The sequence below is a fragment of the Sphaerisporangium melleum genome (assembly GCF_014646695.1).
GTDB classification, from domain to species: domain Bacteria; phylum Actinomycetota; class Actinomycetes; order Streptosporangiales; family Streptosporangiaceae; genus Sphaerisporangium; species Sphaerisporangium melleum.
This window is the reverse complement of the sequence record NZ_BMNT01000018.1, coordinates 83816-104288: the sequence shown is the minus strand read 5'-3', so window position 1 is coordinate 104288 and position 20473 is coordinate 83816. Positions and strand designations below refer to the sequence as shown.

The following is a 20473-nucleotide window of genomic DNA, read 5'->3' as shown; positions in this document are numbered from 1 at the left end:
CGGCTCACCGAGCTGAGACCGTGCGGCACCTCGATCTGTGACCGGTTCGGGGAGATCTCGCGAAATCCGGGGGACGCCCGGCGCGCCCGGGCGTCCCCTGGGCCTTCGCGTCAGCCCGCCGAGGCGATGTGGTCCCGCAGCCAGTGGAAACTGGTCTTCGGCGTGCGCTTCTGGGTGGCGTAGTCGACGTGCGTGAGCCCGAACCGGGCCGCGTACCCCCGCGCCCACTCGAAGTTGTCGACCAGCGACCAGCAGAAGTACCCGCGCACGTCCACGCCGCCCGCGATCGCCCTCCTGGTGGCGGCCAGGTGGTCGCGCAGGTAGGCCACCCGGCCCTGGTCGTCCAGTTCGTCGCCCCCGCCGTAGCCGTTCTCGGTGATGTAGACCGGTGGCAGCGCCTCGCCGTACCGCTCGGCGAGGCCGGTGAGGGTCTGGTACAGCCCGTCCGGCTCGACCGGCCAGCCCAGCCCGTTCACCGTGCCGCCCTCGGGCGGCACGCTGCGCACCCCGAGGTCGAACGCCGAGCGCCGCGCCGGGTCCGGCTCGGCGTACGGGGCCGCCGCCGCGTGGATGCGGTAGTAGTAGTTCAGCCCGAGGAAGTCCAGCGCAGCGCTGATCACCTTCAGGTCGTCCTCCCGGCGGAAGGAGAAGCCGGTGAGGTGGCCGAACGTCTCGGCCATGTCCTCGGGATAGGCCGCGCCGAACAGCGGCTCGGTGAACTGCCGGTTGACCAGCAGGTCCATCCGCCGGGCCGCCGCCCGGTCCTCCGGGGAGGACGTCGCGGGCACGGTGGGCGACATGTTGATGGTGATCCCGACGCGCTCGTCCCCCCGCGTGCGCAGCCGCGGCACCGCCAGGCCGTGCGCCACCAGCAGGTGGTGGGCGGCGGCCAGGGCGCCGTGCCCCTCCTTGGCGCCGGGGGCGTGCCGGCCCTCGCCATAGCCGACGATGGAGGAGCAGTACGGCTCGTTGAGGGTGATCCAGTTGCGCACCCGGTCGCCGAGCGCGTCGTGCACGATCTCGGCGTAGTCGGCGAACCGCTCGGCGGTGTCGCGGTCGCGCCAGCCGCCGCGTTCCTCCAGCGCCTGCGGCAGGTCCCAGTGGTACAGCGTGACGTACGGCTCGATGCCCCGCTCGCGCAGGCCGTCGGCCAGGCGGCGGTAGAAGTCCAGGCCACGCTGCTCGACCCGCCCGCTCCCCTCGGGGAGCACCCGGGGCCAGGCCACCGAGAACCGGTAGGCGCCGGCGCCGAGGTCCGTCATGAGGTCGGCGTCCTCCCGCCAGCGGTGGTAGTGGTCGCAGGCGACCTCGCCGGTGTCGCCACCGGCCACGGCGCCGGGGACCCGGCAGAAGACGTCCCAGATGGAGGGGCCGCGGCCGTCCTCGCCGGTCGCGCCCTCGATCTGGTAGGCGGAGGTCGCCGTGCCCCAGACGAAACCCCGCGGATAGCCGCCTGCCTGCTGTTGCTCTGTCACGCTCATCCCTTGATCGCTCCGGACATGATGCCCCCGATGATCTGCCGTCCCAGCACCGCGAACACCAGCAGGATGGGGACGGTCGCCAGCACCGTACCGGTCAGCACGAGGGAGAAGTCGGTGGTGTACCCGCTGGCGAGCGTGGAGAGCGCCACCTGTACGGTCGGGTCCTCCGGGGTGAGCACGACCAGCGGCCAGAAGAAGTCGTTCCACGCCTGCATGAAGGTGAACAGCCCGAGCACGGCCGCCGCCGGGCGGGCCGCGGGCAGCACGACGTGCCAGTACAGGCGCAGGGTGGTGCAGCCGTCGACACGGCCGGCCTCCAGCAGCTCGTCGGGGATGGCGCTCGACAGGTACTGCGTCATGAAGAACACCCCGAACGCGGTGACCAGCCCCGGCACGATGACGGCCTCCAGGCGGCCGGTCCAGCCGAGCTCCCCCATGAGGATGTACAGCGGGATGACGCCGAGCTGGTGCGGCACGACCGTGGTGGCGACGGCGGCGGCCAGCAGCGCCTCACGGCCCCGGAAGCGCAGTTTGGCGAACGCGAACCCGGCCAGGGTCGAGAAGAACACGACCGAGACGGTGACCGTGCCGGACACGATGAACGAGTTGAGCAGCGCCCGGCCGAAGACCGCGGTGTCGAAGACCTCGCCGACGTTCTCCAGCAGGTGGCCGCCGGGCAGCAGCGCGGGCGGCACCTGGGAGACGGCGCTCTCGTCGTGCGAGGCGACGATCAGCGACCAGTAGATCGGGAAGAACGAGCCGAGCAGCACGGCGGCCAGGGCCGCGTAGGTCCACACGCCGGGGCCCCGGCGCGGCGCGCGGCGCGCGCGGGCGGTCTCGGGATCGCGCGGGCCCGCGGCGGCGCGGGTGGTGATGGTGGTCATCAGGCGCTCTTGATTCGTCGGGTGATCGTGAAGTTGACCAGGGCCATGATCACGATGACCACGGCGAGGGTCCAGGCGATCGCGGAGGCGTAGCCGAACTCGTACCGCGCGAAGCCCTGCTCGTACAGGTAGAGGGCCACGGTCTGGAACTGCCGGTCCGAGCCACCGGTCGGGTTGCCGGTGCCGGCCTGGAACAGCAGCGGCTCGGCCATGATCTGCAGCCCGCCGATGGTGGACACGACGGCGGTGAAGATGATCGTGGGGCGCAGCAGGGGGATGGTGATCCGCCAGAACTGCGTGACCTGGCCGGCGCCGTCGATCGTCGCCGCCTCGTACAGGTGGCCGGGGATCGCCTGCATGGCGGCGAGGTAGATCAGCGCGTTGTAGCCGGTCCACCGCCAGATCACGATGAGCGAGATGGCGAGGTGCGAGCTGAGGGTGCCGGCCGCCCAGTCGATCGGCTCGGCGCCGAACACGCCGAGCAGCCAGTTCACCATGCCGAAGTCGCGGCCGAAGAGCTGGGCGAAGATGATGGTGACCGCGACGATGGAGGTCACGTTGGGCAGCAGCACCCCCATCCGGAAGAAGGTCTTGGCCTTCAGGCTGCGGTTCAGCATGTGCGCGATGAACAGGGCGGCGAGCAACTGCGGGACGGTGGACAGCAGCCACAGGCTGACCGTGTTGAACAGGGCGTTCCAGAAGTACGGGTCGGCCATCAGCTCGGCGTAGTTGGCCAGGCCGACCCAGTCGCGGCCGGTGTCCAGCAGGTTCCAGTCGGTCATCGAGACGTAGGCGGTGTAGACCAGCGGGAACAGGCCGACCGCGCCGAACAGCAGGAAGAACGGCGCGATGTAGAGGTAGGGCGAGACCTTGACGTCGAGCCGGTGGGCGAAGGCGCGTCGCGGCCGCGTGAGGGAGGTCATGCTGCTCTCCTCCTGGTAGGGGGCGTCGGATGCCCGGCGGAGGTGGTGGCCCGGCCGCCGGCGCGCGGCGGCCGGGCCACCTCCCCGCCTCGGCCCGCGGCGGTCACTGCTTGATTCGGTCGACGTCGCGCAGGATCTGCTGCCAGGACTCCTCCGGCGTCTGCTTGCCCTGCTCGACGCGGTTGATCCCGTCGCGCAGCGCCGTCTGGATGTCACCGGCTCGCGGCCCCTGGTACTGCGGGCGCAGGTTGCGCGCGGCCGTGGTGAAGATCTTTCCGATCGGGGCGTCGTTGAAGAACGGGTGGGTGAGCGAGGTGACCTCGGGCTTGTCGTAGGTGGCCACGGTCGAGGGCAGGATGCCGTGGGTCTTGAACACCTCGATCTGCTGCTCGGGCGCGGTCAGCCAGGCGATCAGCTCCACGGCCTCCTTGACGTGCTTGCCCTGCGCGGGCACGGTCAGGTACGAGCCGCCCCAGTTGCCGCCGCCGCCGGGGATCGCGGCGATGTCCCACTTGCCGGCGAACTCCTTGGCCTGGTCCTGGATCTTGGCGAGCATCCAGGCGGGGCAGGCGATCGTGGCGAACTGGCTCTTGGCGAAGCCGGTGTTCCACTCGGGGGTGCTGCCGACGAGCTTGGCCGACTCGCCGGCGGCGACCGCCGCGACCACCTGGTCATAGGCCTTGCGCACCTCGGGGTTGCCGCCGACGACCACGTTGTCCGCGGTGTCGTAGAAGCCGACCGGCGCCTGGCCGATCATCGCGTTGAAGATCTGGGCCGCGCCGTCGAAGAAGGCCGTGCCCTCGGGCTTGTCGGCGGTGTACTTCTTGCCGGTCTCGAAGTAGGCGGCCCAGTCGGGCCACAGCTTGGAGACCTCGTCGCGGCCGGTGGGCAGCCCCGCCTTCTCGAGCAGGTCGCGCCGGTAGCACAGCGCGAGGCCGCCGACGTCGGTGCCGTAGCCGATCTGCTCGCCCGTCCTGGCCAGCGACGCCTCCCACTTCCAGGGCAGCCAGCGGTCCTTGAGCGCCGCCGCGCCCTGCTTGTTGAGGTCGGTGAAGTGCTGGGGGGTCTGGCGGAACCGGGCGATGAAGCCGGTGTCGACGCCCTCGACGTCTCCCGCGCCGCGGCCGGTGGCCAGGTGGGCGGCGAGGTTGCGGTGGTGGTCGTTGTACGCGGAGGTCCGTTCGACGATTTTGATGTTCGGGTGGGCGGCCTCGTACTTGGCGTAGAGCTCCTTGAAGCCCATGTTGCCGAAGAGGTTGAGGGTCAGAGTGATCTTCTGCTCGCCGGACGCGCCGCCTCCGGCGGCCTGCCCCCCGCCACCCGAGCCACAGGCGGTGAGGAGCACGGCGGCGCCGATGAGGCACGCGGCCACGCGCGGTCTTCCACTTCTTCCAGCCAACACGGCGAACTCCTTGCCGGGGAAAAGACGACGGGGACCACACGGAAAGCGCGGGCGAGAACGGCTCCGTGCGTGCTTGCGGAAAGAGGCGAAACGCGGCGGCCGGTGGCGGCGGCGGACGGCGGGGCGGCGTGACCCCGGGCGGATTTCGCTGGACCCGATTGCACATTCCCCTTCGACCGTCTGTCAAGGGCCGGGAAAGCGAAAATGGAGATGATCCGCGATATCGCCGCAGGCCGGAGGCCGGACGGCGTTTCTTCGCGCCGCATCTTGACGCTCGGCGGCGGCGGGGCTACGGTCCATGTAACCGGTTTCATGTAACCGGTTACATCGAGAGCGATTGCGTGCGGCCGTGGCGACCATCAGAGAGCTGGCGTATCTGTGCGGGGTGTCGGTGGCGACGGTGTCCCGCGTCTTCAACAATCCCAAGGCGGTGACTCCCAAAACGCGAGAGCATGTTCTGCGCCTGGCGCGCGAACTCGGGTACCGGCCCAATGAGCCGGCCCGCACTCTGGCCACCAAGAAGTCGTACATGGTGGGCCTCATCTGGGATACCGACCACCGGTCACCCGGCTGGCGGCACCCCTTCTTCCAGGAAATACTGATCGGCCTGAAGACCGCGCTCAGCGAGGAGGGCTACCACCTCCTGCTGCTGTCCACCAGCGACGAGGACGCCGCGGGCGGGCCGTCACTGGACGGCTACCTCCACGCGGTCCGGCGGCACAGCCTCGACGGCGTGGTGTTCATCGACAGCGGCAACGAGAGCCCGGCGCCGCACGCCATCGCCGAGGCGGGCGTGCCGTGCGTCTCGCTCGACCGCCCGGTGGACGGGCCGAGGGCGACCTATGTGACCTCCGACAACGCGGGCGGCGCCCGGGACGCGGTCGCTCACCTGCACGCCACCGGGCGCCGGGCCATCGCGACGATCAGCGGGCCGCTGCGCACCCGGCCGGGTGCCGACCGGCTGGCCGGCTACCGCGAGGCGCTGGACGCGCTCGGCCTGCCCTGCCGGCCCGGGCACGTGCAGGAGGGCGACTTCTACCTGGCCGGCGGGCACGCCGCGATGCGGCGCCTGCTGGAGGGCGGCGACCGGCCGGACGCGGTGTTCGCCGCGGGCGACCAGATGGCGATCGGCGCGATGGCCGCCATCGGCGAGGCGGGCCTGAAGGTGCCCGAGGACATCGCCGTCGTGGGCTTCGACGACATCGAGCTCGCCGCCCTGGTGCCGCCCGGTCTGACCACCGTCGCCCAGGACAAGGCGGGCTTCGGCACCATGGCCGCGGCGACGCTGATCGAGATGGTGGACGGGCCCGCGGTGGAGGCGCCGCCGCCGGCCATCCTGCCCACCTCGCTCGTCATCCGCGGCACCACCACCCCCCGCTTCTGACCGTCATCCGTCCCCCTCGCCGGTCCGCCCGCCGAGCCGTTCACCGCCGCGCCACCTTGGGTACAGATCTTGTGGCTACCGTGCCCCGCGAGACCAGAGAGTGGGGTGTGCCCGATGGTGAACAAGACCATGTCCGGAGTGCTGGCCGTCCTGGCGTGCGGTGTGGCGCTGGTCGGCCTCCAGCCTGAGACCGCGACGGCCGACAAGGGGCGGCACGACGCGCACGGCCCGGTGGTGATCGGGCACCGCGGCGCCAGCGCCCTGCGGCCCGAGCACACGCTGCCGTCCTACGAGACCGCCATCGCGCTCGGCGCCGACTACATCGAGCCGGACCTGGTGTCCACCAAGGACCACGTGCTGGTCGCCCGGCACGAGAACGAGATCTCCGGCACCACCGACGTGGCGAACCACCCGGAGTTCGCCGCGCGCAAGACCACCAAGACCATCGACGGCGTCCAGATCACCGGGTGGTTCACCGAGGACTTCACCCTGGACGAGCTGCGCACGCTGCGCGCCAAGGAGCGCATCCCCGACCTGCGGCCGGACAACACCGCCTTCGACGGGCTCGCCCAGATCCCGACCTTCGAGGAGGTCGTCCGGCTCGCGCGCAAGCACGGCGTCGGCGTGTACCCCGAGACCAAGCACCCGACCTACTTCGACTCGATCGGCCTGTCGCTGGAGGAGCCGCTGCTGGCCACGCTCAAGCGCTACGGCTGGGACGGCCAGAAGGCGCCGGTGTTCGTCCAGTCCTTCGAGACCGGCAACCTCAAGCGGCTGCGGGGACTGACGCGGCTGCGGCTGGTCCAGCTCATCAACGCCACGGGCGCCCCGTACGACCTGGTGGCGGCCGGCGACCCGCGCACCTACGACGACCTGGTCACCCCCGAGGGCCTGCGGGAGATCGCCACGTACGCCGACGCCGTCGGGGTGGCGACCCAGCGCATCGTGCCGCCCGGCCCCGACGGCCGCCTGCTGCAGCCGACCGCCCTGGTGAAGGACGCGCACCGCCGCGGCCTGCTGGTGCACACCTGGACGGTCCGCCCGGAGAACTCCCAGCTTCCGGTGGACTACCGGCAGGGCGACCCGGCGAGCCCGGCCTACCCGCGGGCGACCGGCGACGTGATGGGCTGGCTGACCCGGCTGTTCTCACTCGGCGTCGACGGCGTCTTCTCCGACGACCCGGGCATCGCCCGCGCCGTCCGTGACCACGTGCTCGACGACTGACGGCTCCTCCCGTCAGGTCCGGCGCGGGACCTGACGGCAGGCGGGGCGGGCGGCCGCCTCCCGGCTTCGACCAGGCCGGGAGGCGGCCTCCCGTGTCATCTCCGCGTGTGCCGCTCTTGGCCGGGCTCCTCCGCGCCATACACGTGAATAATGATGGTTTGAGTCGATCATCCCTTTTGGGCGTTATCGCCGGTGGTGAGGGGTACGAAGTGCTTAGCAAGCACCGCGGTGATCGGAGACTCGGAGGTCTGCAGGCGAGCCCATCCCATCGGTCCGCTCGATCTCGCCGGGGCCACGGCCCGGCCACATCACCATCCGCGAGGCAAGGCGCCTCGTCCCAACCCTTGTAGCCGTCCCACGGCCCGTCGCCCCGCGCCGGCCGGCGGTGAGCGCTGCGCCACCGTCCACGGCCGGAGCCGGAAACCCGGGCCATCCCGCCACCGGCGGCGTCCCTCGCCGCCCATGCCCACTCCCACCCCGCCCCGCATCCCGCCTGCCGCCAAGCGCCGTGCGCACGCGGCACCGCGCCGCCTGCCGGCCGCGCCGTCGCTCCCGGACCCCGTGCACAAGGAGGCTCATCGGCTCCGCCGACCGTCCACACCCCGAAGCAGCGCAGGAGGGCCCATGACCGGTACGGAGACCGGCGCCGCGCGCGTACGCGGCCCCGGAGACGTCGAGGAGTTCGCCCGGCGGTGCTTCACGGGCACGCCAGGAGACCGGATCGGCGTCGAGCTGGAGTTCCTCGTCTTCGACCAGGACGGCCCTTCCCGGCAGGTCCGGGTCGAGCGCGTCGCCGAGGCCCTCCCCGCGCTCCCCGGCGGCGCCGCGGCCGGTTTCGAGCCGGGCGGGCAACTCGAACTGTCCGGCCCGCCCGCCGCCCTGCCGGACGCGGTGCGCGCCCTGACCGCGGACGTCGAGATCGTGCGGGCCGCGCTGCGCGAGGAGGGCCTGGCCCTGGCCGGCATGGGCATGGACCCGGTGCGTCCCCCCGTGCGCCAGCTCCGCCAGCCCCGCTACGAGGCGATGGCCGATCTGCTCGGCGTGCCCTACGGGCCGATCATGATGTGCCTGACCGCGTCCATCCAGGTCAACGTGGACTTCGGCGAGCACCCCAGGGTGCGCTGGGAGCGCGCGGGCCGCCTCGGTCCCCTGCTGTCGGCCTGCTTCGCCAACTCCCCTGTGCTGCACGGCCGGCCCTGCGGATGGATGTCGGGCCGGCAGGCCGTGTGGCTGCACCTGGACCCGACCCGCACCCGCCCGGTCACCGCGGCCGGCGACGGCGACCCGGCCGCCGCCTGGGCACGCTACCTGATGGACGCCCGGCTCATGCTCGCGCCCGAACGCCGCCCGCGCCGGCTCACCCCGCCGAACCGGGCGACGTTCGGCCGGTGGATGCGCGCCCCGGGCCTGGGCGGCCATCCGCCCACCACCGCCGACCTGGCCTACCACGCGACCACGGTGTTCCCGCCGGTGCGGCCGCGCGGCTGGCTGGAGGTCCGCTACCTGGACGCGGTCCACCCGAGATGGTGGCCCGCCTGCGTCGCGGTCACCTCGGCGCTGCTGCTCGACGACCGGGCCGCCGGCACCGCGCTGGAGGCCGCCGAGCCGTTCGCCGACCGCTGGTGGCAGGCCGCGCAGGTCGGCCTGGGCGACCCGAGGATCCGGCGGGCCGCGGAGACCTGCTTCCGCGCCGCGGCCGAGGCGCTGCCCCGGCTCGGCGCGGACCCCGGCCTGGTCGCCGCGGTGGAGGCCTACGCCGAACGGCACGTCGTCCCCGGCGACTCCCCCGCGGCCGGCCTGCTGCGCGCCTGCGAGGCGGGCGTGCCGCCGCAGGCCTGGCTGGGCGAGGAGGTGGCGGCGTGAGCGGGCTGAAGGAGCGCATCGCCGCCGGGCTGGAGGCGGTGCGTGCCCGGTCGCTCGCCTACACCGACCTCGACGACGAGCTGCTGGTGCGTCAGCACTCGCCCATCATGTCGCCCCTGGTGTGGGATCTGGCCCACGTCGGCAACTACGAGGAGCTGTGGGTGCTGCGAGAGGCGGCCGGCCTGGCCCCGCTGCGCCCGGAGATCGACGAGATGTACGACGCGTTCGCCCACCCGCGCGGCGAACGCCCGGAGCTGCCGCTGCTGTCCCCGGACGAGGCCCGCGCCTACATCGCCCGGGTGCGCGGCCGGGTGCTCGACGTGCTGGACGCGGCCGACCTTTCCGCCCCGGACCCGTTGTGCGGCGGCGGCGTGGTGTTCGGGCTGGTGACGCAGCACGAGCACCAGCACGGCGAGACGATGCTCGCCACCCTGCAGCTCTCCGGCCACCCGGGCCCGCCCGGCGACGGCGGCCCGTTGCCGCCGGCGCCGCCGCGCCGCGCGGTCCCTCGCGCGGGCGGGGCGGCGGAGGTGCTGGTGCCGGCCGGGCCGTTCGTCGCCGGCACCAGTGCGCGGCCCTTCGCCTACGACAACGAGCGGCCCGCCCACCGGGTCGATCTGCCGGCGTACTGGATCGACCGGTTCCCGGTCACCAACGGCGCCTACGCCGCGTTCACCGACGGCGGCGGCTACGACGACCCGCGCTGGTGGACCGCGCGCGGCTGGGCCTGGCGCACCCGGCGCGAGGTGCGGGCGCCGCTGTTCTGGACCCGCGACGCGGGAGGCGCCTGGTGGCGCACCCGCTTCGGCAGGGCCGAGCCGGTGCCGCCCGACGAGCCGGTGCAGCACGTGAGCTGGTACGAGGCCGACGCCTACGCGCGGTGGGCCGGGCGGCGGCTGCCCAGCGAGGCCGAGTGGGAGAAGGCGTGCGGCTTCGACCCGGCGTCCGGCCGGGCCCGCGCCTTCCCCTGGGGGGACGCCGAGCCCGGACCCGAGCACGCCAACCTCGGGCACCGCCTGTCGCACCCCGCGCCGGTCGGCGCCTTCCCCGCCGGGGCGTCGCCCTGCGGCGCCGAGCAGATGATCGGCGAGGTGTGGGAGTGGACCTCCTCGTGGTTCCTGCCCTATCCGGGGTTCCGCGCCTTCCCCTACCGCGAGTACAGCGAGGTGTTCTTCGGGCGCGCCTACCGGGTGCTGCGCGGCGGGTCCTGGGCGACGCACCCCTCGGCGGTCCGCGCGACCTTCCGCAACTGGGACCACCCGTACCGGCGGCAGATCTTCGCCGGGTTCCGCTGCGCCCGCTCCGCCGGACCTGACGAGGAGGGCTAGATGTGCCGTCACGCCGCCTGGCTCGGCGCCCCGCGCCCGGTGTCGGCGCTGCTGCGCGATCCCGGGCACGGACTGCTGCGCCAGTCGTACGCGCCACGCCTGCAGCGGTGCGGGCAGGTCAACGCCGACGGGTTCGGCATCGCCTGGTACGACCGCGCAGGCGAAGGGCCGGTCCGCTACCGGCGCGCGATGCCCATCTGGGCGGACGCCAACCTCGCCGGGCTGGCCGCGGTCGCCCGCTCGGGCTGCCTGATGGCCGCGGTGCGCTCGGCGAGCCCGGGCATGCCGGTCGAGGAGAGCGCCACCGCCCCGTTCACCGAGGGCCGGTGGCTGCTCAGCCACAACGGGCGGGTGGCGCGCGGCGCGGTCAGGCCGCTCACCCGCGACCGGGAACCGGAGAGCGCCTGCGACTCGGCGTGGCTGGCGGCGGCGGTGTTCGCCCGGCTCGCGTCGGGCGGCCCACTGGCCGAGTCGGTCGGCGAGGTGGTCGCGCTGGCCGGCTCCGCCGACCCGGACGCACGGCTCAACCTCCTGGTCACCGACGGGCAGGCCGTCGCGGCCACCGCCTGGCACGAGACGCTGTTCGTCCACCTCGGCGAGGGCGTGCTGCTGGCGAGCGAGCCGCTGGACGACCGGCCCGGCTGGCAGCCCGTCCCCGACCGTCACCTGGTGCTGGCCACCCCGGACGGTCTGCGCGCCGACCCTCTTTGACCCGCGCCTTTGACCCGCGCCTTTGACCCGCGCCGCCCCGCGTCCGGCCCGCCCGCCGGGAGCGCCGGCGCTCATGCCCGTCCCGCCGTCACATCAGGAGGCTCGCGTGTCCGTCACCCAGATCCCGCTGCCGCTGCTGTACACGGTCAACCACCTCGGCCCCGGCCATCTGCGGCGGGCCCTGGCCGAGGACGTCCGCACCGGGCTGACCGCCACGCCCAAGTGGCTGCCGCCCAAGTGGTTCTACGACGCCACCGGCAGCGAGCTGTACGCGCGGATCACCCGCCTGCCCGAGTACTACCCCGCCCGCCGCGAGACGGCGATCCTGCGCGAGCACGCCACCGAGATCGCCGCGCTGTCGGGCGCCGAGACCCTGGTCGAGCTCGGGTCGGGCACCAGCGAGAAGTCCGAGCTGCTGCTCGGCGCGCTCACCGCGGCCGGGACGCTGCGCACGTACATGCCGGTCGACGTGGACGCCGTCACCCTGGACGCGGCGGCCCGCCGGGTCGCCGCCGGGCACTCCGGCCTGGCCGTGTGGGCGGTCTGCGCCGACTTCGAACGCCACCTGTCCCGGCTGCCGGGCATCGGCCGGCGGCTGGTCGCCTTCCTCGGCGGGACGGTCGGCAACCTCGACGAGCGGGCACGGACGTCGTTCCTCGACGGGCTGCACGCCACCCTGTCCCCCGGCGACGGGCTGCTCCTCGGCGCCGACCTGGTCAAGGACACCGGGCGGCTGGTCGCCGCCTACGACGACCGGGCCGGGGTGACCGCGGCGTTCAACCGCAACGTGCTCACCGTGATCAACCGGGAGCTCGGCGCGGACTTCGTCCCGCGGGCGTTCGAGCACGTGGCGCTGTACGACGGGAGGCTGCACCGCGTCGAGATGCGGCTGCGCGCCACGCGGCCCATGCGCGTCCACATCCGCGACCTGGCGATGACCGTCCCCTTCCGGGCGGGAGAGGAGATGCGCACCGAGATCAGCGCCAAGTTCTACCGGTACCGGCTGGAGCGCGAACTGCTGCTGGCCGGCTTCACCGTGACGCGCTGGTACAGCGACCCGCAGGGGGACTTCGCCGTCGTCTTGGCGACGGTCCCGCAACCGCGGGGTCACCGCGCGTACCGGGGTGGATAAGCGGCATTTCCCGGCCATTGCCGGCGGCCTCTCGAAACCGTCCGGTAAACGCTAACGCCCTGGTAATCCCACAGGCGGGTAAAATTACTGTGCGGTCCCCCAGACCGGCATAAAAAGGGGGACTTCTCCGCTGCGCCCCAGGTCAGAGGGTCATCCCGGCACGGATCACGCCATGCGCCCTGTGCCGCGATCCGGATATATGCTTTGGGATCAATCCGACGTTTCGCCGTTGGCATCCCTCGATCGGTGCACCACGGCGACAGGCCGAGGAGGTTTCCAGGGTGTCGGCGCAGGAAAGACGGCTCTCGGCGATCGGGGAGGCCGCGGCCGGTGTCCTCCGCACCACTCCCTACCACCTGGCACGCGCCGAGGAGGTCGCGGCGGCCGTGCGGCTGCCCCGCGAGGGCCACACCGGCCGGCGCAGCGCGGTCTGGCTCTACAACGAGGTCAAGAGCCGCAGGGTCCTGGTCGCGCTGGCCCTCCACCACGCCTTCGCCGAGTTCGCCGAACGCAACGAGCCCGCAGACCGGCCGGCCGTGCCCGGCGGCCTCGTCGAGGCGCGCGAGCTGGTCACCCGCGCGCTGCTGCTGGTCGCCCGGTTCCACCGCGCCGAATCCTTCCTCACCCAGCAGGTCCAGCTCGGCATCGGCGACATCGCCACCTCCGAGAAGCGCCAGTCGGCCCCGCACGATCCGCCGGCCTGGCCGGAGAGCGCGATCGGGCGGGCGGCCTCCGCCGGCTGGGCCGGCCGGGTGCTCGCCTACGCCTGCCATCTGGCACCGGTGCTGTCGGCGGCGGCGCAGGCGGTGTGCCCACCCCCGCGCGGGTGGGCGCAGGCGTGCGCCGAGCAGCTGTCCGACCTCGCCTTCGACGCGCTCACCGACGACTGCGACGGGCCGGTCGACCGGCAGGCCGCGGCGCTGAGCGCCCACTGGTACGAACGCCACCTGGTGCCGCTCGCCGGTTCCTGGGTGGCCGAGCTGGACGTGGCCGAACGCGTGCGCGACACTGCCCGCCGCACGGCCCCGGGCGGCCGGGCCGAGATCGACGCCCAGGCGCAGGTCCTGCGATGCGTCCTGGACACCGGCATCCTGCTGCGCCGCGCCGGGCGCGAGGCCGCCGACCTGGCGCGCCTTCTGGCCGCGAGCGGCGAGCAGGACCCCCGGGCGCTGTTCGACGTGCACAGCCGCCGGGGCCTGGCGCTGCTGCGGTACGGCGACCTGGAGGGGACGCGCGCGAGCTTCGCCACCTGCAGAGAACTGGCCGAGAAGGACCTCGCCGCGCGCGCCGCCCCGGAGGCCGCGGTGTACCGGTCACGAGCCCGGCACAACCTCGGCGAGCTGATGCTGGAGGCGGGCAGGCCGGTCGAGGCCGCCGAGCAGTTCGAGCCCGCCCGCATCGCGCGCGCCGAGGGAGCCGGGCCCGCGTCCGGGGTGTCGCCGGCGTGGCGTCGCCACACCCTCACCGCGCAGGCCGCCGCCCGCGCCGTGGCCCGGGCCGGCCGGGTGGTGGAAGGGCTGCGCCAGGCGGAGGCGGTGGTCGCCGACCGGCTGGCGCGCCTCGGCGAGCCGGGCGACATCAACGTGATCGCCGCGCGGGTGTCGCTCGCCGAGACGCTGCTGGAGGCGGGCCAGCCCATCGAGGCGCGCCATCTGCTGCAGGAGGCGCGGCGGCACCGCGCCGAACTGGTGCAGCCGATCGCCTACTGGACCGGCTACGACACCGTGCGGCTCGCCCAGGTGGAGCTGGCCCTGCGTGAACCGGTCGGCGTGCTGCGGCTGCTCGACGACGCCCCCGTCATGGACGCGTGGTTCGCCAGGCACGTCTCCTGCCGGCTGTGGGCCGAGGCGCGCACGGTGCACGCGATGGCCACGGCGCTGGCGGGCGACATCGGGGCGGCCCGCGCGGCCCTCGGCGAACTGGCCGCCGCCCCGCACGCCGCGCCGGCCGAAACCCACACGGCCGCGGTGGCGCGCGCGCTCGCGGAGGTGGAGCTGATGTCGGGCGACCCGGCGGCGGCCGCCGCCGAGCTGACGAAGGTTCAGGCCGCCGAGAGGATGCCGGGTGACCCGCCCGGCCGGGCGCGCACGCTCCTGCTCACCGCCCGCTGCGAAGAGGCCCGCGGTGACGCCGCGGCGGCCCGGCGGCACCGCGAAGCACTGGCCGGCCTGACCCACGCCGGCGTCGACCCGCTGCACCCGCTGCTGCTGGAGGGACGTTTCGACGAGGCGGCCCGGCGGTTCCACGCCGGCAGCTTCGAAGGGCTGGAGGAGCTGCTCGCCCCGCTGCTCGACCGCACCCCGCTGGCCCACGGCCGTCCGGCCCTCGGCGACGGGCACCCGCTGCTGCTCAAGGCCGTCGTCCTGGCCGACCGCAGCGGCGCCGTCCACCTGCCCAGAACCCCTCGCCAGATCCTCTGGGAGGACGCCTGAGCACACCGCCGGCGACAAGGCGCACCGCCCCAGGCGTCAACAGCGGGCGGCGAGGGTGTCGCGCAGGTTCCGGACGGCGCCGGCGACCGGCTCCAGGGCCCCGTGCGCAGGTCGCACGTCCCGGCCGCACACCGGCTCGCCCGCGCGGACGTGGCCGGCGATGTCCTCCAGCGCCACGGCGACCTCCTCGACCGCCTCGCCGGTGGGCGCGGGGGCTCCGTGCCGGGCCCGGGCGGCCGTCGCCGCGGTCGCCTCGGCCACCTGTTCCAGCGCGGTCATGGCGGGCAGCCACGTGGTGACCCGCCTGCTGACGACCGGCGGCTCGGTCAGCGCCCGCTGGAAGACCGTGCGCAGGTCGGCCAGGGCGTCGAACGCCGCCCGGTGCGCCGTGGTGGACGGCGGGCCGGCGCCGAAGGCGCCGCGCAGGTAACGGGCCGTGGCCGTCACCGCGTCGGCGAACGGCGGGCCCACCGGCGCCTCCCAGCTCGCGGGCCACGGCAGGTAACCGAACACCAGCACGATCGCGCAGCCGATCAGCGTGTCGATCAGGCGGATCTCCGCCAGTCGCGGCCCCGCGCCGGTGAGCAGGTCGACCAGCAGCACCACCACCGGCACCTGGAAGGTCGACATCAGCCCCCAGTTGCGCTGCTGGCCGTAGGGCAGCAGCGCGGCGAACACCGCGAGCGGGATCAAAATCGCCGGCCCGTACGGCACCGCGTAGAGCACCAGGCTGCCGAGGAACGCGCCGGCGACCGCGCCGAGGCCCCGCTGCACCGCCCGGGCGAACACCGAGCCGAAGTCCGGCTTGAGCACCAGCGCGACGGTCAGCATGACCCAGTAGGACCGCTGGGTCCAGTGCAGCTCGCTGAAGGCCGCGGCCACGCCCATGCACAGGGCCAGCCGGACGGTGTGGACCCGGGCCAGGTGCCCGAAGCGCATCCGCTCCCACGCCTGCGCCGCCCGGGCGCGGAGCCCCGGCCGCTGGAACGCCTGCGGCTCTGGCATCCGGTTCCCGGTCGCCAGGTCGAGCGCCTCGCCGACGGCCGTGCACACCGCGCGCAGGGCGGGCGATCCGGCCGGGAGCGGCGGCCGGGCCGGCAGGCCTCCGCCCGCCAGCACCCCGGCGATGGCTCCGACGGCCTCGGCGACCTCCGGCCCGGGGTCGAGGCCCTCCTCCCCCAGTGACATCAGGGCGTTGCGCACCGCGATGGCCTGGTTGAGCAGGGCGACCAGCCGGGTGCGCCCGGCGTCGGGCCCGGGTGCCGCCGAGCGGGCGCTCATGATCGTGTCGTAGGCGTTCTTCAGGGCGGCGTCGAACGCGGCCACCGCCTCGGCGCGGCCCGACTCCCACCGGCCCACCAGGGCGCACAGCATGCCGTACGCCGCGGCGACCGCGGACTCCTCGGCGGCGCGGGGGCGCAGCGGCCGGCCCGCCACCGACAGCAGCAGCGCCCAGGCCGCCCCGGCGGCGTACGCCGCGGCGCCGGTGAGAGGCCGCTCGGTGAAGGACACCCCCATGCCGAGCACGGTCATCACGACGAGCTGCAGCCCGCCCAGTGACCCGGCGGCGCCCGTCGCGCTGACCAGGGCGGACACCACCGAGACCGCCACGATGACCGCGACCGTCCACCAGCCGAGCCCGCGGGCGGCGTGCCCTGCGACGTACCCGGCCGCGCCTCCGGCGGCGATGCCCGCGACGCGGACGGCCCGGGCGCGGTAGGAGCCGCCGCGGTCGGCCAGCGCCGCCGCCATGGCGCCCATCGCCGGCAGCAGGCCTGCGGTGATCGTCCCCGCGGCCAGGGCGGCGAGCAGCGGCCCGGTGATGGAGGCGGCCACCCGGGCCATCGCCACCGGGTCGGGCCGCGCCGGGGCCGGCCGCACCGTCTCGACCAGCCAGCCGGGGGCGGCGCCGGCCAGCCGGTCGGCGGAGTGCTGGAACAGCGAGGGCATGGCGGCCGGCCGCGGTCAGCGCACGAGCTTGTCCAGCCGGATCGGCAGTTCCCTGATGCGCACCCCGGTGGCGTGGTGGACGGCGTTGGCGATCGCCGCCGCGGTGCCGACGATGCCGATCTCCCCGATGCCCTTGGAGCCCATCGGGTTGAGGTGCGGGTCCTCCTCCTCCAGCCAGTACGCCTGGACGTCGCGCACGTCCGCGTGCGCCGCGATGTGGTACTGGGCCAGGTCGCAGTTGAGGAAGTCGCCGAACCGGCCGTCCATGATGCTCTCCTCCAGCAGCGCCATCGACAGGCCCATCGTCATGCCGCCGATGAACTGCGAGCGTGCGGTCTTGGGGTTGAGGACGCGGCCCGCGGCGAACACGCCGAGCAGGCGCAGCACGCGGGTCTCGCCGGTGTCGGCGTCCACGCCGACCTCGGCGAACTGCGCGCCGAAGGCGTGCCGGGAGTAGCGCTCCTGGGCGCGCACCTCCCGCCCGGTGTCGGCGGTGACCTCCAGCCCGCCGTCCGGCACGGTGCCGCCGGCGGCCTCCAGCCGGGCGGCGAGCTCCTCGCACGCCCGGACCACGGCGGTGCCCCACGAGGCGGTGCCCATCGACCCGCCCGCGACCGGCGCCGGGGGCAGCGCGCTGTCGCCGAGTTCGACGGTGACCGCGGCGGGTGCGGTGCCCAGCGCGTCGGCCGCGATCTGGGTCAGGACGGTGCGCGCGCCGGTGCCGATGTCGGCCGCGGCGATGCGCACGGTGTACCGCCCGCCGGGCTCGGCGCGGACGGTCGCCGAGGAGGGGGCGCGCAAGGCGGGGAAGGTCGAGGCCGCGACGCCCGTGCCGATCAGCGTCCGCCCCCGGCGCCGCACCCCGGGCCGCGGGTCGCGGCCGGCCCAGCCGAAGCGCCGCGCCCCCTCCCGCAGGCAGGCCACCAGGTTGCGGGAACTGAACGGCAGCCCGCTCTCGGGGCCGGCGGCCGGCTCGTTGCGCACGCGCAGCTCCACCGGGTCCACGCCGCAGGCGATCGCCAGCTCGTCCATCGCCGACTCCAGCGCGAACATGCCCGGGCACTCGCCGGGAGCGCGCATCCAGGACGGCGTGGGGACGTCCAGCCGCACCACCCGGTGGGTGGTGCGGCGGTGCGGCGCGGCGTACATGACCCGGGACGGGACGGCGGTCTGCTCGGTGAACTCGCTCAAGGTGGAGCTCTGCATCACGGCGTCGTGGGTGATGGCGATCAGCCGGCCGTCGGGCTCGGCGCCGAGCCTGACGCGCTGGACGGTGGGCGTGCGGTAGCCGGTGGCCACGAAGAGCTGCCGCCGGGTGAGGGCGAGCTTGACCGGACGGCCCACCTGCTTGGCGGTCAGAGCGGCCAGGATCGTGTGCGGCAGGGTCTTGGCCTTGGAGCCGAACCCGCCGCCGACGTGCGGCGACACGACGTGCACGTGACCGGGCGGCATGCCGAACAGCGAGGCGAGCGTCGCGCGCAGGCCGCTGACGTTCTGTGAGGGCTCGTGGACGATCAGCCCGTCGCCGTGCCAGTCGGCGATGGTCGCGTGCGGCTCCATGGGGTTGTTGTGCTCGGCCGGGGTGCCGTACTCCTCGTCCACCACGACCGGGGCCGCGGCCAGGGCGGCGTCGGGGTCGCCCTGGCCGGTGTCGGACGGATGGCCGGCGTTGACGTTCTCGGGCCGGTACGCCCTGGGATGGTCGGCGCGGAGGATGACGTCGTGCTCCTCGGCCACGTACTCGATGCGGAGCGTCCGGGCGGCCTCGCGGGCGTCCTCCGGCGTCTCGGCCACCACGACGGCGACGTACTGGCCCCGGTAGGCGACCCGCCGTGACTGCAGGACGGCGAGCTCCTCGTCGGAGGTGGCGAGCCGGGGCGCGTTGCCGTGCCAGATCGCGGCGACCACGCCGGGGCGTTTGAGCATGGCGTCCACGTCGACCTGGACGACCTCGCCGCGGGCGATCGTCGCCGGGACCGCGACGGCGTGCACCAGATCGGCAGGGCGGTGGTCGGCGGCGTAGGCGGCGCGCCCGGTGACCTTGTCCAGGCCCTCCACGCGGTCGAGCGCCGCCCCGGCGTACCGGCGGCCCGCGGTCACGGGGGCGGTCATCGGACCGCCGCCAGGTCGGCCAGCGCGCGGACGATCAGATTGCGGGCGAGCGGCACCTTGTAGCCGTTGAGCGGCAGCGGCCGGGCCTGTTCCAGCTCGATGTCCGCCGCCCTGGCGAACTCCTGTTCGGTGGCGGGCGCGCCGCGCAGCGCGTCCTCGGCCCGCCCGGCCCGCCAGGGGACGTGCGCGACCGAGCCGAGCGCGATGCGGCAGTCGCGGACCACCCCCTGCTCCACCTGCAGCGCCGCGGCGACGGACACGGCGGCGAAGGAGAACGACGCCCGGTCACGTGCCTTGCGGTACAGCGATCGGGCGGCGAGCGGCAGCGCGGGCAGCTCGACCGCGGTGATCAGCTCGCCGGGGACCAGGACCGTGTCGCGGGAGGGGTCGTCGCCGGGCAGCCGGTGCAGTCCTGGCATCGGCACCTGACGGGCGCCGGCGGCCCCCTCGACGTGGACCAGCGCGCCGAGCGCCACCAGGGCGACGGCCATGTCGGAGGGGTGGGTGGCCACACAGTGCTCGGAGTGCTCGATGATCGCGAGGTTGCGGTGGTCGCCGGTGCGCGCCGGGCAGCCCGAGCCGGGGTCGCGTTTGTTGCACGGCTTGGTGACGTCCTGGAAGTAGGAGCAGCGGGTGCGCTGGAGCAGGTTGCCGCCGACGGTCGCCATGTTGCGCAACTGGCCGGACGCGCCGGCCAGCAGGGCCTCGGCCAGCAGGGGATAGCGCGAGCGCACCAGCGGGTGGGCGGTCAGGTCGGAGTTGCGCACGCCCGCGCCGACGAGCAGGCCGCCGCCAGGGGTCTGCTCGATCGTCGCGGAGGTGACGCGGGTGACGTCGACGAGCGTCGCCGGGGTGAGGACACCGAGCCGCATGAGGTCGACCAGGTTGGTGCCGCCGGCCAGGTACATGACGTCGGCTCCGCCGGCCTGCGCCACGGCGGCGGCGACGGTCTCGGGGCGGTGGTAGGCGAAGGGTCTCACCGCGCCCCCTCTCCCGCGCGCGCCGCCTCGGCGATGGCGGCGAGGATGCCGGGATAGGCGCCGCACCGGCACAGATTGCCGCTCATACGTTCGCGGATCTCCTCCTCGTCCAGCGGCAGCGCACCGGTGATCACCGGCTCCGCGGACCCGCCCGGGTGCGCGCGGTCGCGGTGGGTGACCAGGCTCGGCCGGCCCTCCGCCGCCTCGGCCAGCACACCGACGGCCGAGCAGATCTGCCCCGGAGTGCAGAAGCCGCACTGGAGGGCGTCGTGCTCGACGAAGGCCCGTTGCAGCGGGTGCGGCGCGCCCGGCAGGCCCAGGCCCTCCACCGTGGTGACGCTCTCGTCGTCCAGGGACACGGTGAGCGTCAGGCACGACAGCACCCGTCTGCCGTCGATGAGCACGGTGCAGGCGCCGCACTGCCCGTGGTCGCACCCCTTTTTGGCGCCGGTCAGCCCGAGGCGGTCCCGCAGGGTGTCCAGCAGCGACTCCCTGGTGTCGACGGTGAGCGCGTGCCACGCACCGTTCACCGATATCCGCAGGTCGGCGCCGACCGGGGGCGGGGCGGCGGCGTCGCCGGAAGTGTTGGCCTGGCCTGTCACCCGGCCTGCCCTACCCGCGATTCGTTCCCGGCTATCCCACGATTCCCTCATCTTTGCCCGCCCTC

The 20473-nt window shown here is 74.2% G+C and carries 15 protein-coding genes; 7 read left to right on the top strand and 8 right to left on the bottom strand.

Features of this window, described 5'->3' with window-relative positions:
* Positions 1-110 precede the first annotated feature (110 nt).
* The 4 genes from IEY93_RS17420 to IEY93_RS17405 all read right to left on the bottom strand — a co-directional run bounded on the left by IEY93_RS17420 (position 111) and on the right by IEY93_RS17405 (position 4660).
* Positions 111-1481, bottom strand: coding sequence for a GH1 family beta-glucosidase (locus IEY93_RS17420; protein ID WP_189164121.1), 1371 nt, complete (start codon positions 1479-1481; stop codon positions 111-113).
* Positions 1478-2365, bottom strand: coding sequence for a carbohydrate ABC transporter permease (locus IEY93_RS17415; RefSeq protein WP_189164120.1), 888 nt, complete (start codon positions 2363-2365; stop codon positions 1478-1480). The genes IEY93_RS17420 and IEY93_RS17415 overlap by 4 nt, the downstream gene beginning before the upstream one ends.
* Positions 2365-3288, bottom strand: coding sequence for a carbohydrate ABC transporter permease (locus IEY93_RS17410; protein WP_189164119.1), 924 nt, complete (start codon positions 3286-3288; stop codon positions 2365-2367). The genes IEY93_RS17415 and IEY93_RS17410 overlap by 1 nt, the downstream gene beginning before the upstream one ends.
* Positions 3289-3391: 103 nt before the next feature.
* Positions 3392-4660 (bottom strand): ABC transporter substrate-binding protein, encoded by a 1269-nt coding sequence (locus tag IEY93_RS17405; protein ID WP_229691228.1) that lies wholly within the window; start codon positions 4658-4660, stop codon positions 3392-3394.
* 379 nt (positions 4661-5039) lie between these two features.
* Between IEY93_RS17405 and IEY93_RS17400 the strand changes: the two genes are divergently transcribed.
* The 7 genes from IEY93_RS17400 (at position 5040) to IEY93_RS17370 (ending at position 14764) form a co-directional block, all read left to right on the top strand.
* On the top strand, positions 5040-6074 hold the full coding sequence (locus IEY93_RS17400; RefSeq protein WP_203968637.1) for a LacI family DNA-binding transcriptional regulator: 1035 nt from the start codon (positions 5040-5042) through the stop codon (positions 6072-6074).
* Positions 6075-6188: 114 nt separating this feature from the next.
* Positions 6189-7298, top strand: coding sequence for a glycerophosphodiester phosphodiesterase (locus IEY93_RS17395; RefSeq protein WP_229691227.1), 1110 nt, complete (start codon positions 6189-6191; stop codon positions 7296-7298).
* Between the two features lie 624 nt (positions 7299-7922).
* The gene (gene egtA / locus IEY93_RS17390; protein ID WP_189164116.1) at positions 7923-9161 is read left to right on the top strand and encodes an ergothioneine biosynthesis glutamate--cysteine ligase EgtA; all 1239 of its coding nucleotides are present in this window, start codon (positions 7923-7925) and stop codon (positions 9159-9161) included.
* Positions 9158-10489, top strand: coding sequence for an ergothioneine biosynthesis protein EgtB (egtB, locus tag IEY93_RS17385; RefSeq protein WP_189164115.1), 1332 nt, complete (start codon positions 9158-9160; stop codon positions 10487-10489). Before egtA ends, egtB begins: the two co-directional genes overlap by 4 nt.
* On the top strand, positions 10490-11200 hold the full coding sequence (egtC, locus tag IEY93_RS17380) for an ergothioneine biosynthesis protein EgtC (protein WP_189164114.1): 711 nt from the start codon (positions 10490-10492) through the stop codon (positions 11198-11200).
* A 106-nt stretch (positions 11201-11306) separates the two neighbouring features.
* A complete protein-coding gene (gene egtD / locus IEY93_RS17375; protein WP_372444503.1) occupies positions 11307-12332 on the top strand; it encodes an L-histidine N(alpha)-methyltransferase in 1026 nt (341 codons plus the stop codon).
* A gap of 281 nt (positions 12333-12613) precedes the next feature.
* Entirely contained in the window at positions 12614-14764 is a 2151-nt protein-coding gene (locus IEY93_RS17370; protein ID WP_189164112.1) for a hypothetical protein, read from the top strand.
* 36 nt (positions 14765-14800) lie between these two features.
* Here the strand turns inward: IEY93_RS17370 and IEY93_RS17365 are convergent, their stop codons facing one another.
* From IEY93_RS17365 to IEY93_RS17350, 4 genes are read right to left on the bottom strand one after another with little or no spacing between them, the layout of a single operon-like run.
* Positions 14801-16714: an FUSC family protein gene (locus IEY93_RS17365; protein ID WP_189164111.1), complete on the bottom strand. Its 1914-nt coding sequence runs from the start codon at positions 16712-16714 to the stop codon at positions 14801-14803.
* 15 nt (positions 16715-16729) lie between these two features.
* Positions 16730-18826, bottom strand: a complete 2097-nt coding sequence (locus IEY93_RS17360) for a xanthine dehydrogenase family protein molybdopterin-binding subunit (protein ID WP_189164110.1) — start codon at positions 18824-18826, stop codon at positions 16730-16732.
* A complete protein-coding gene (locus IEY93_RS17355; RefSeq protein ID WP_189164109.1) occupies positions 18823-19806 on the bottom strand; it encodes an FAD binding domain-containing protein in 984 nt (327 codons plus the stop codon). Before IEY93_RS17355 ends, IEY93_RS17360 begins: the two co-directional genes overlap by 4 nt.
* Positions 19803-20408 (bottom strand): (2Fe-2S)-binding protein, encoded by a 606-nt coding sequence (locus IEY93_RS17350; RefSeq protein WP_229691226.1) that lies wholly within the window; start codon positions 20406-20408, stop codon positions 19803-19805. Before IEY93_RS17350 ends, IEY93_RS17355 begins: the two co-directional genes overlap by 4 nt.
* Between the last annotated feature and the right edge of the window lie 65 nt (positions 20409-20473).

What these genes read in the sequence shown, in the direction of transcription:
- egtC (WP_189164114.1), top strand. Translation starts at nt 10,490, where the DNA reads ATGTGCCGTCACGCCGCCTGGCTCGGCGCCCCGCGCCCGGTGTCGGCG.
- IEY93_RS17360 (WP_189164110.1), bottom strand. Translation starts at nt 18,826, where the DNA reads ATGACCGCCCCCGTGACCGCGGGCCGCCGGTACGCCGGGGCGGCGCTC.
- IEY93_RS17410 (WP_189164119.1), bottom strand. Translation starts at nt 3,288, where the DNA reads ATGACCTCCCTCACGCGGCCGCGACGCGCCTTCGCCCACCGGCTCGAC.
- IEY93_RS17365 (WP_189164111.1), bottom strand. Translation starts at nt 16,714, where the DNA reads ATGCCCTCGCTGTTCCAGCACTCCGCCGACCGGCTGGCCGGCGCCGCC.
- IEY93_RS17395 (WP_229691227.1), top strand. Translation starts at nt 6,189, where the DNA reads ATGGTGAACAAGACCATGTCCGGAGTGCTGGCCGTCCTGGCGTGCGGT.
- IEY93_RS17420 (WP_189164121.1), bottom strand. Translation starts at nt 1,481, where the DNA reads ATGAGCGTGACAGAGCAACAGCAGGCAGGCGGCTATCCGCGGGGTTTC.
- egtA (WP_189164116.1), top strand. Translation starts at nt 7,923, where the DNA reads ATGACCGGTACGGAGACCGGCGCCGCGCGCGTACGCGGCCCCGGAGAC.
- IEY93_RS17415 (WP_189164120.1), bottom strand. Translation starts at nt 2,365, where the DNA reads ATGACCACCATCACCACCCGCGCCGCCGCGGGCCCGCGCGATCCCGAG.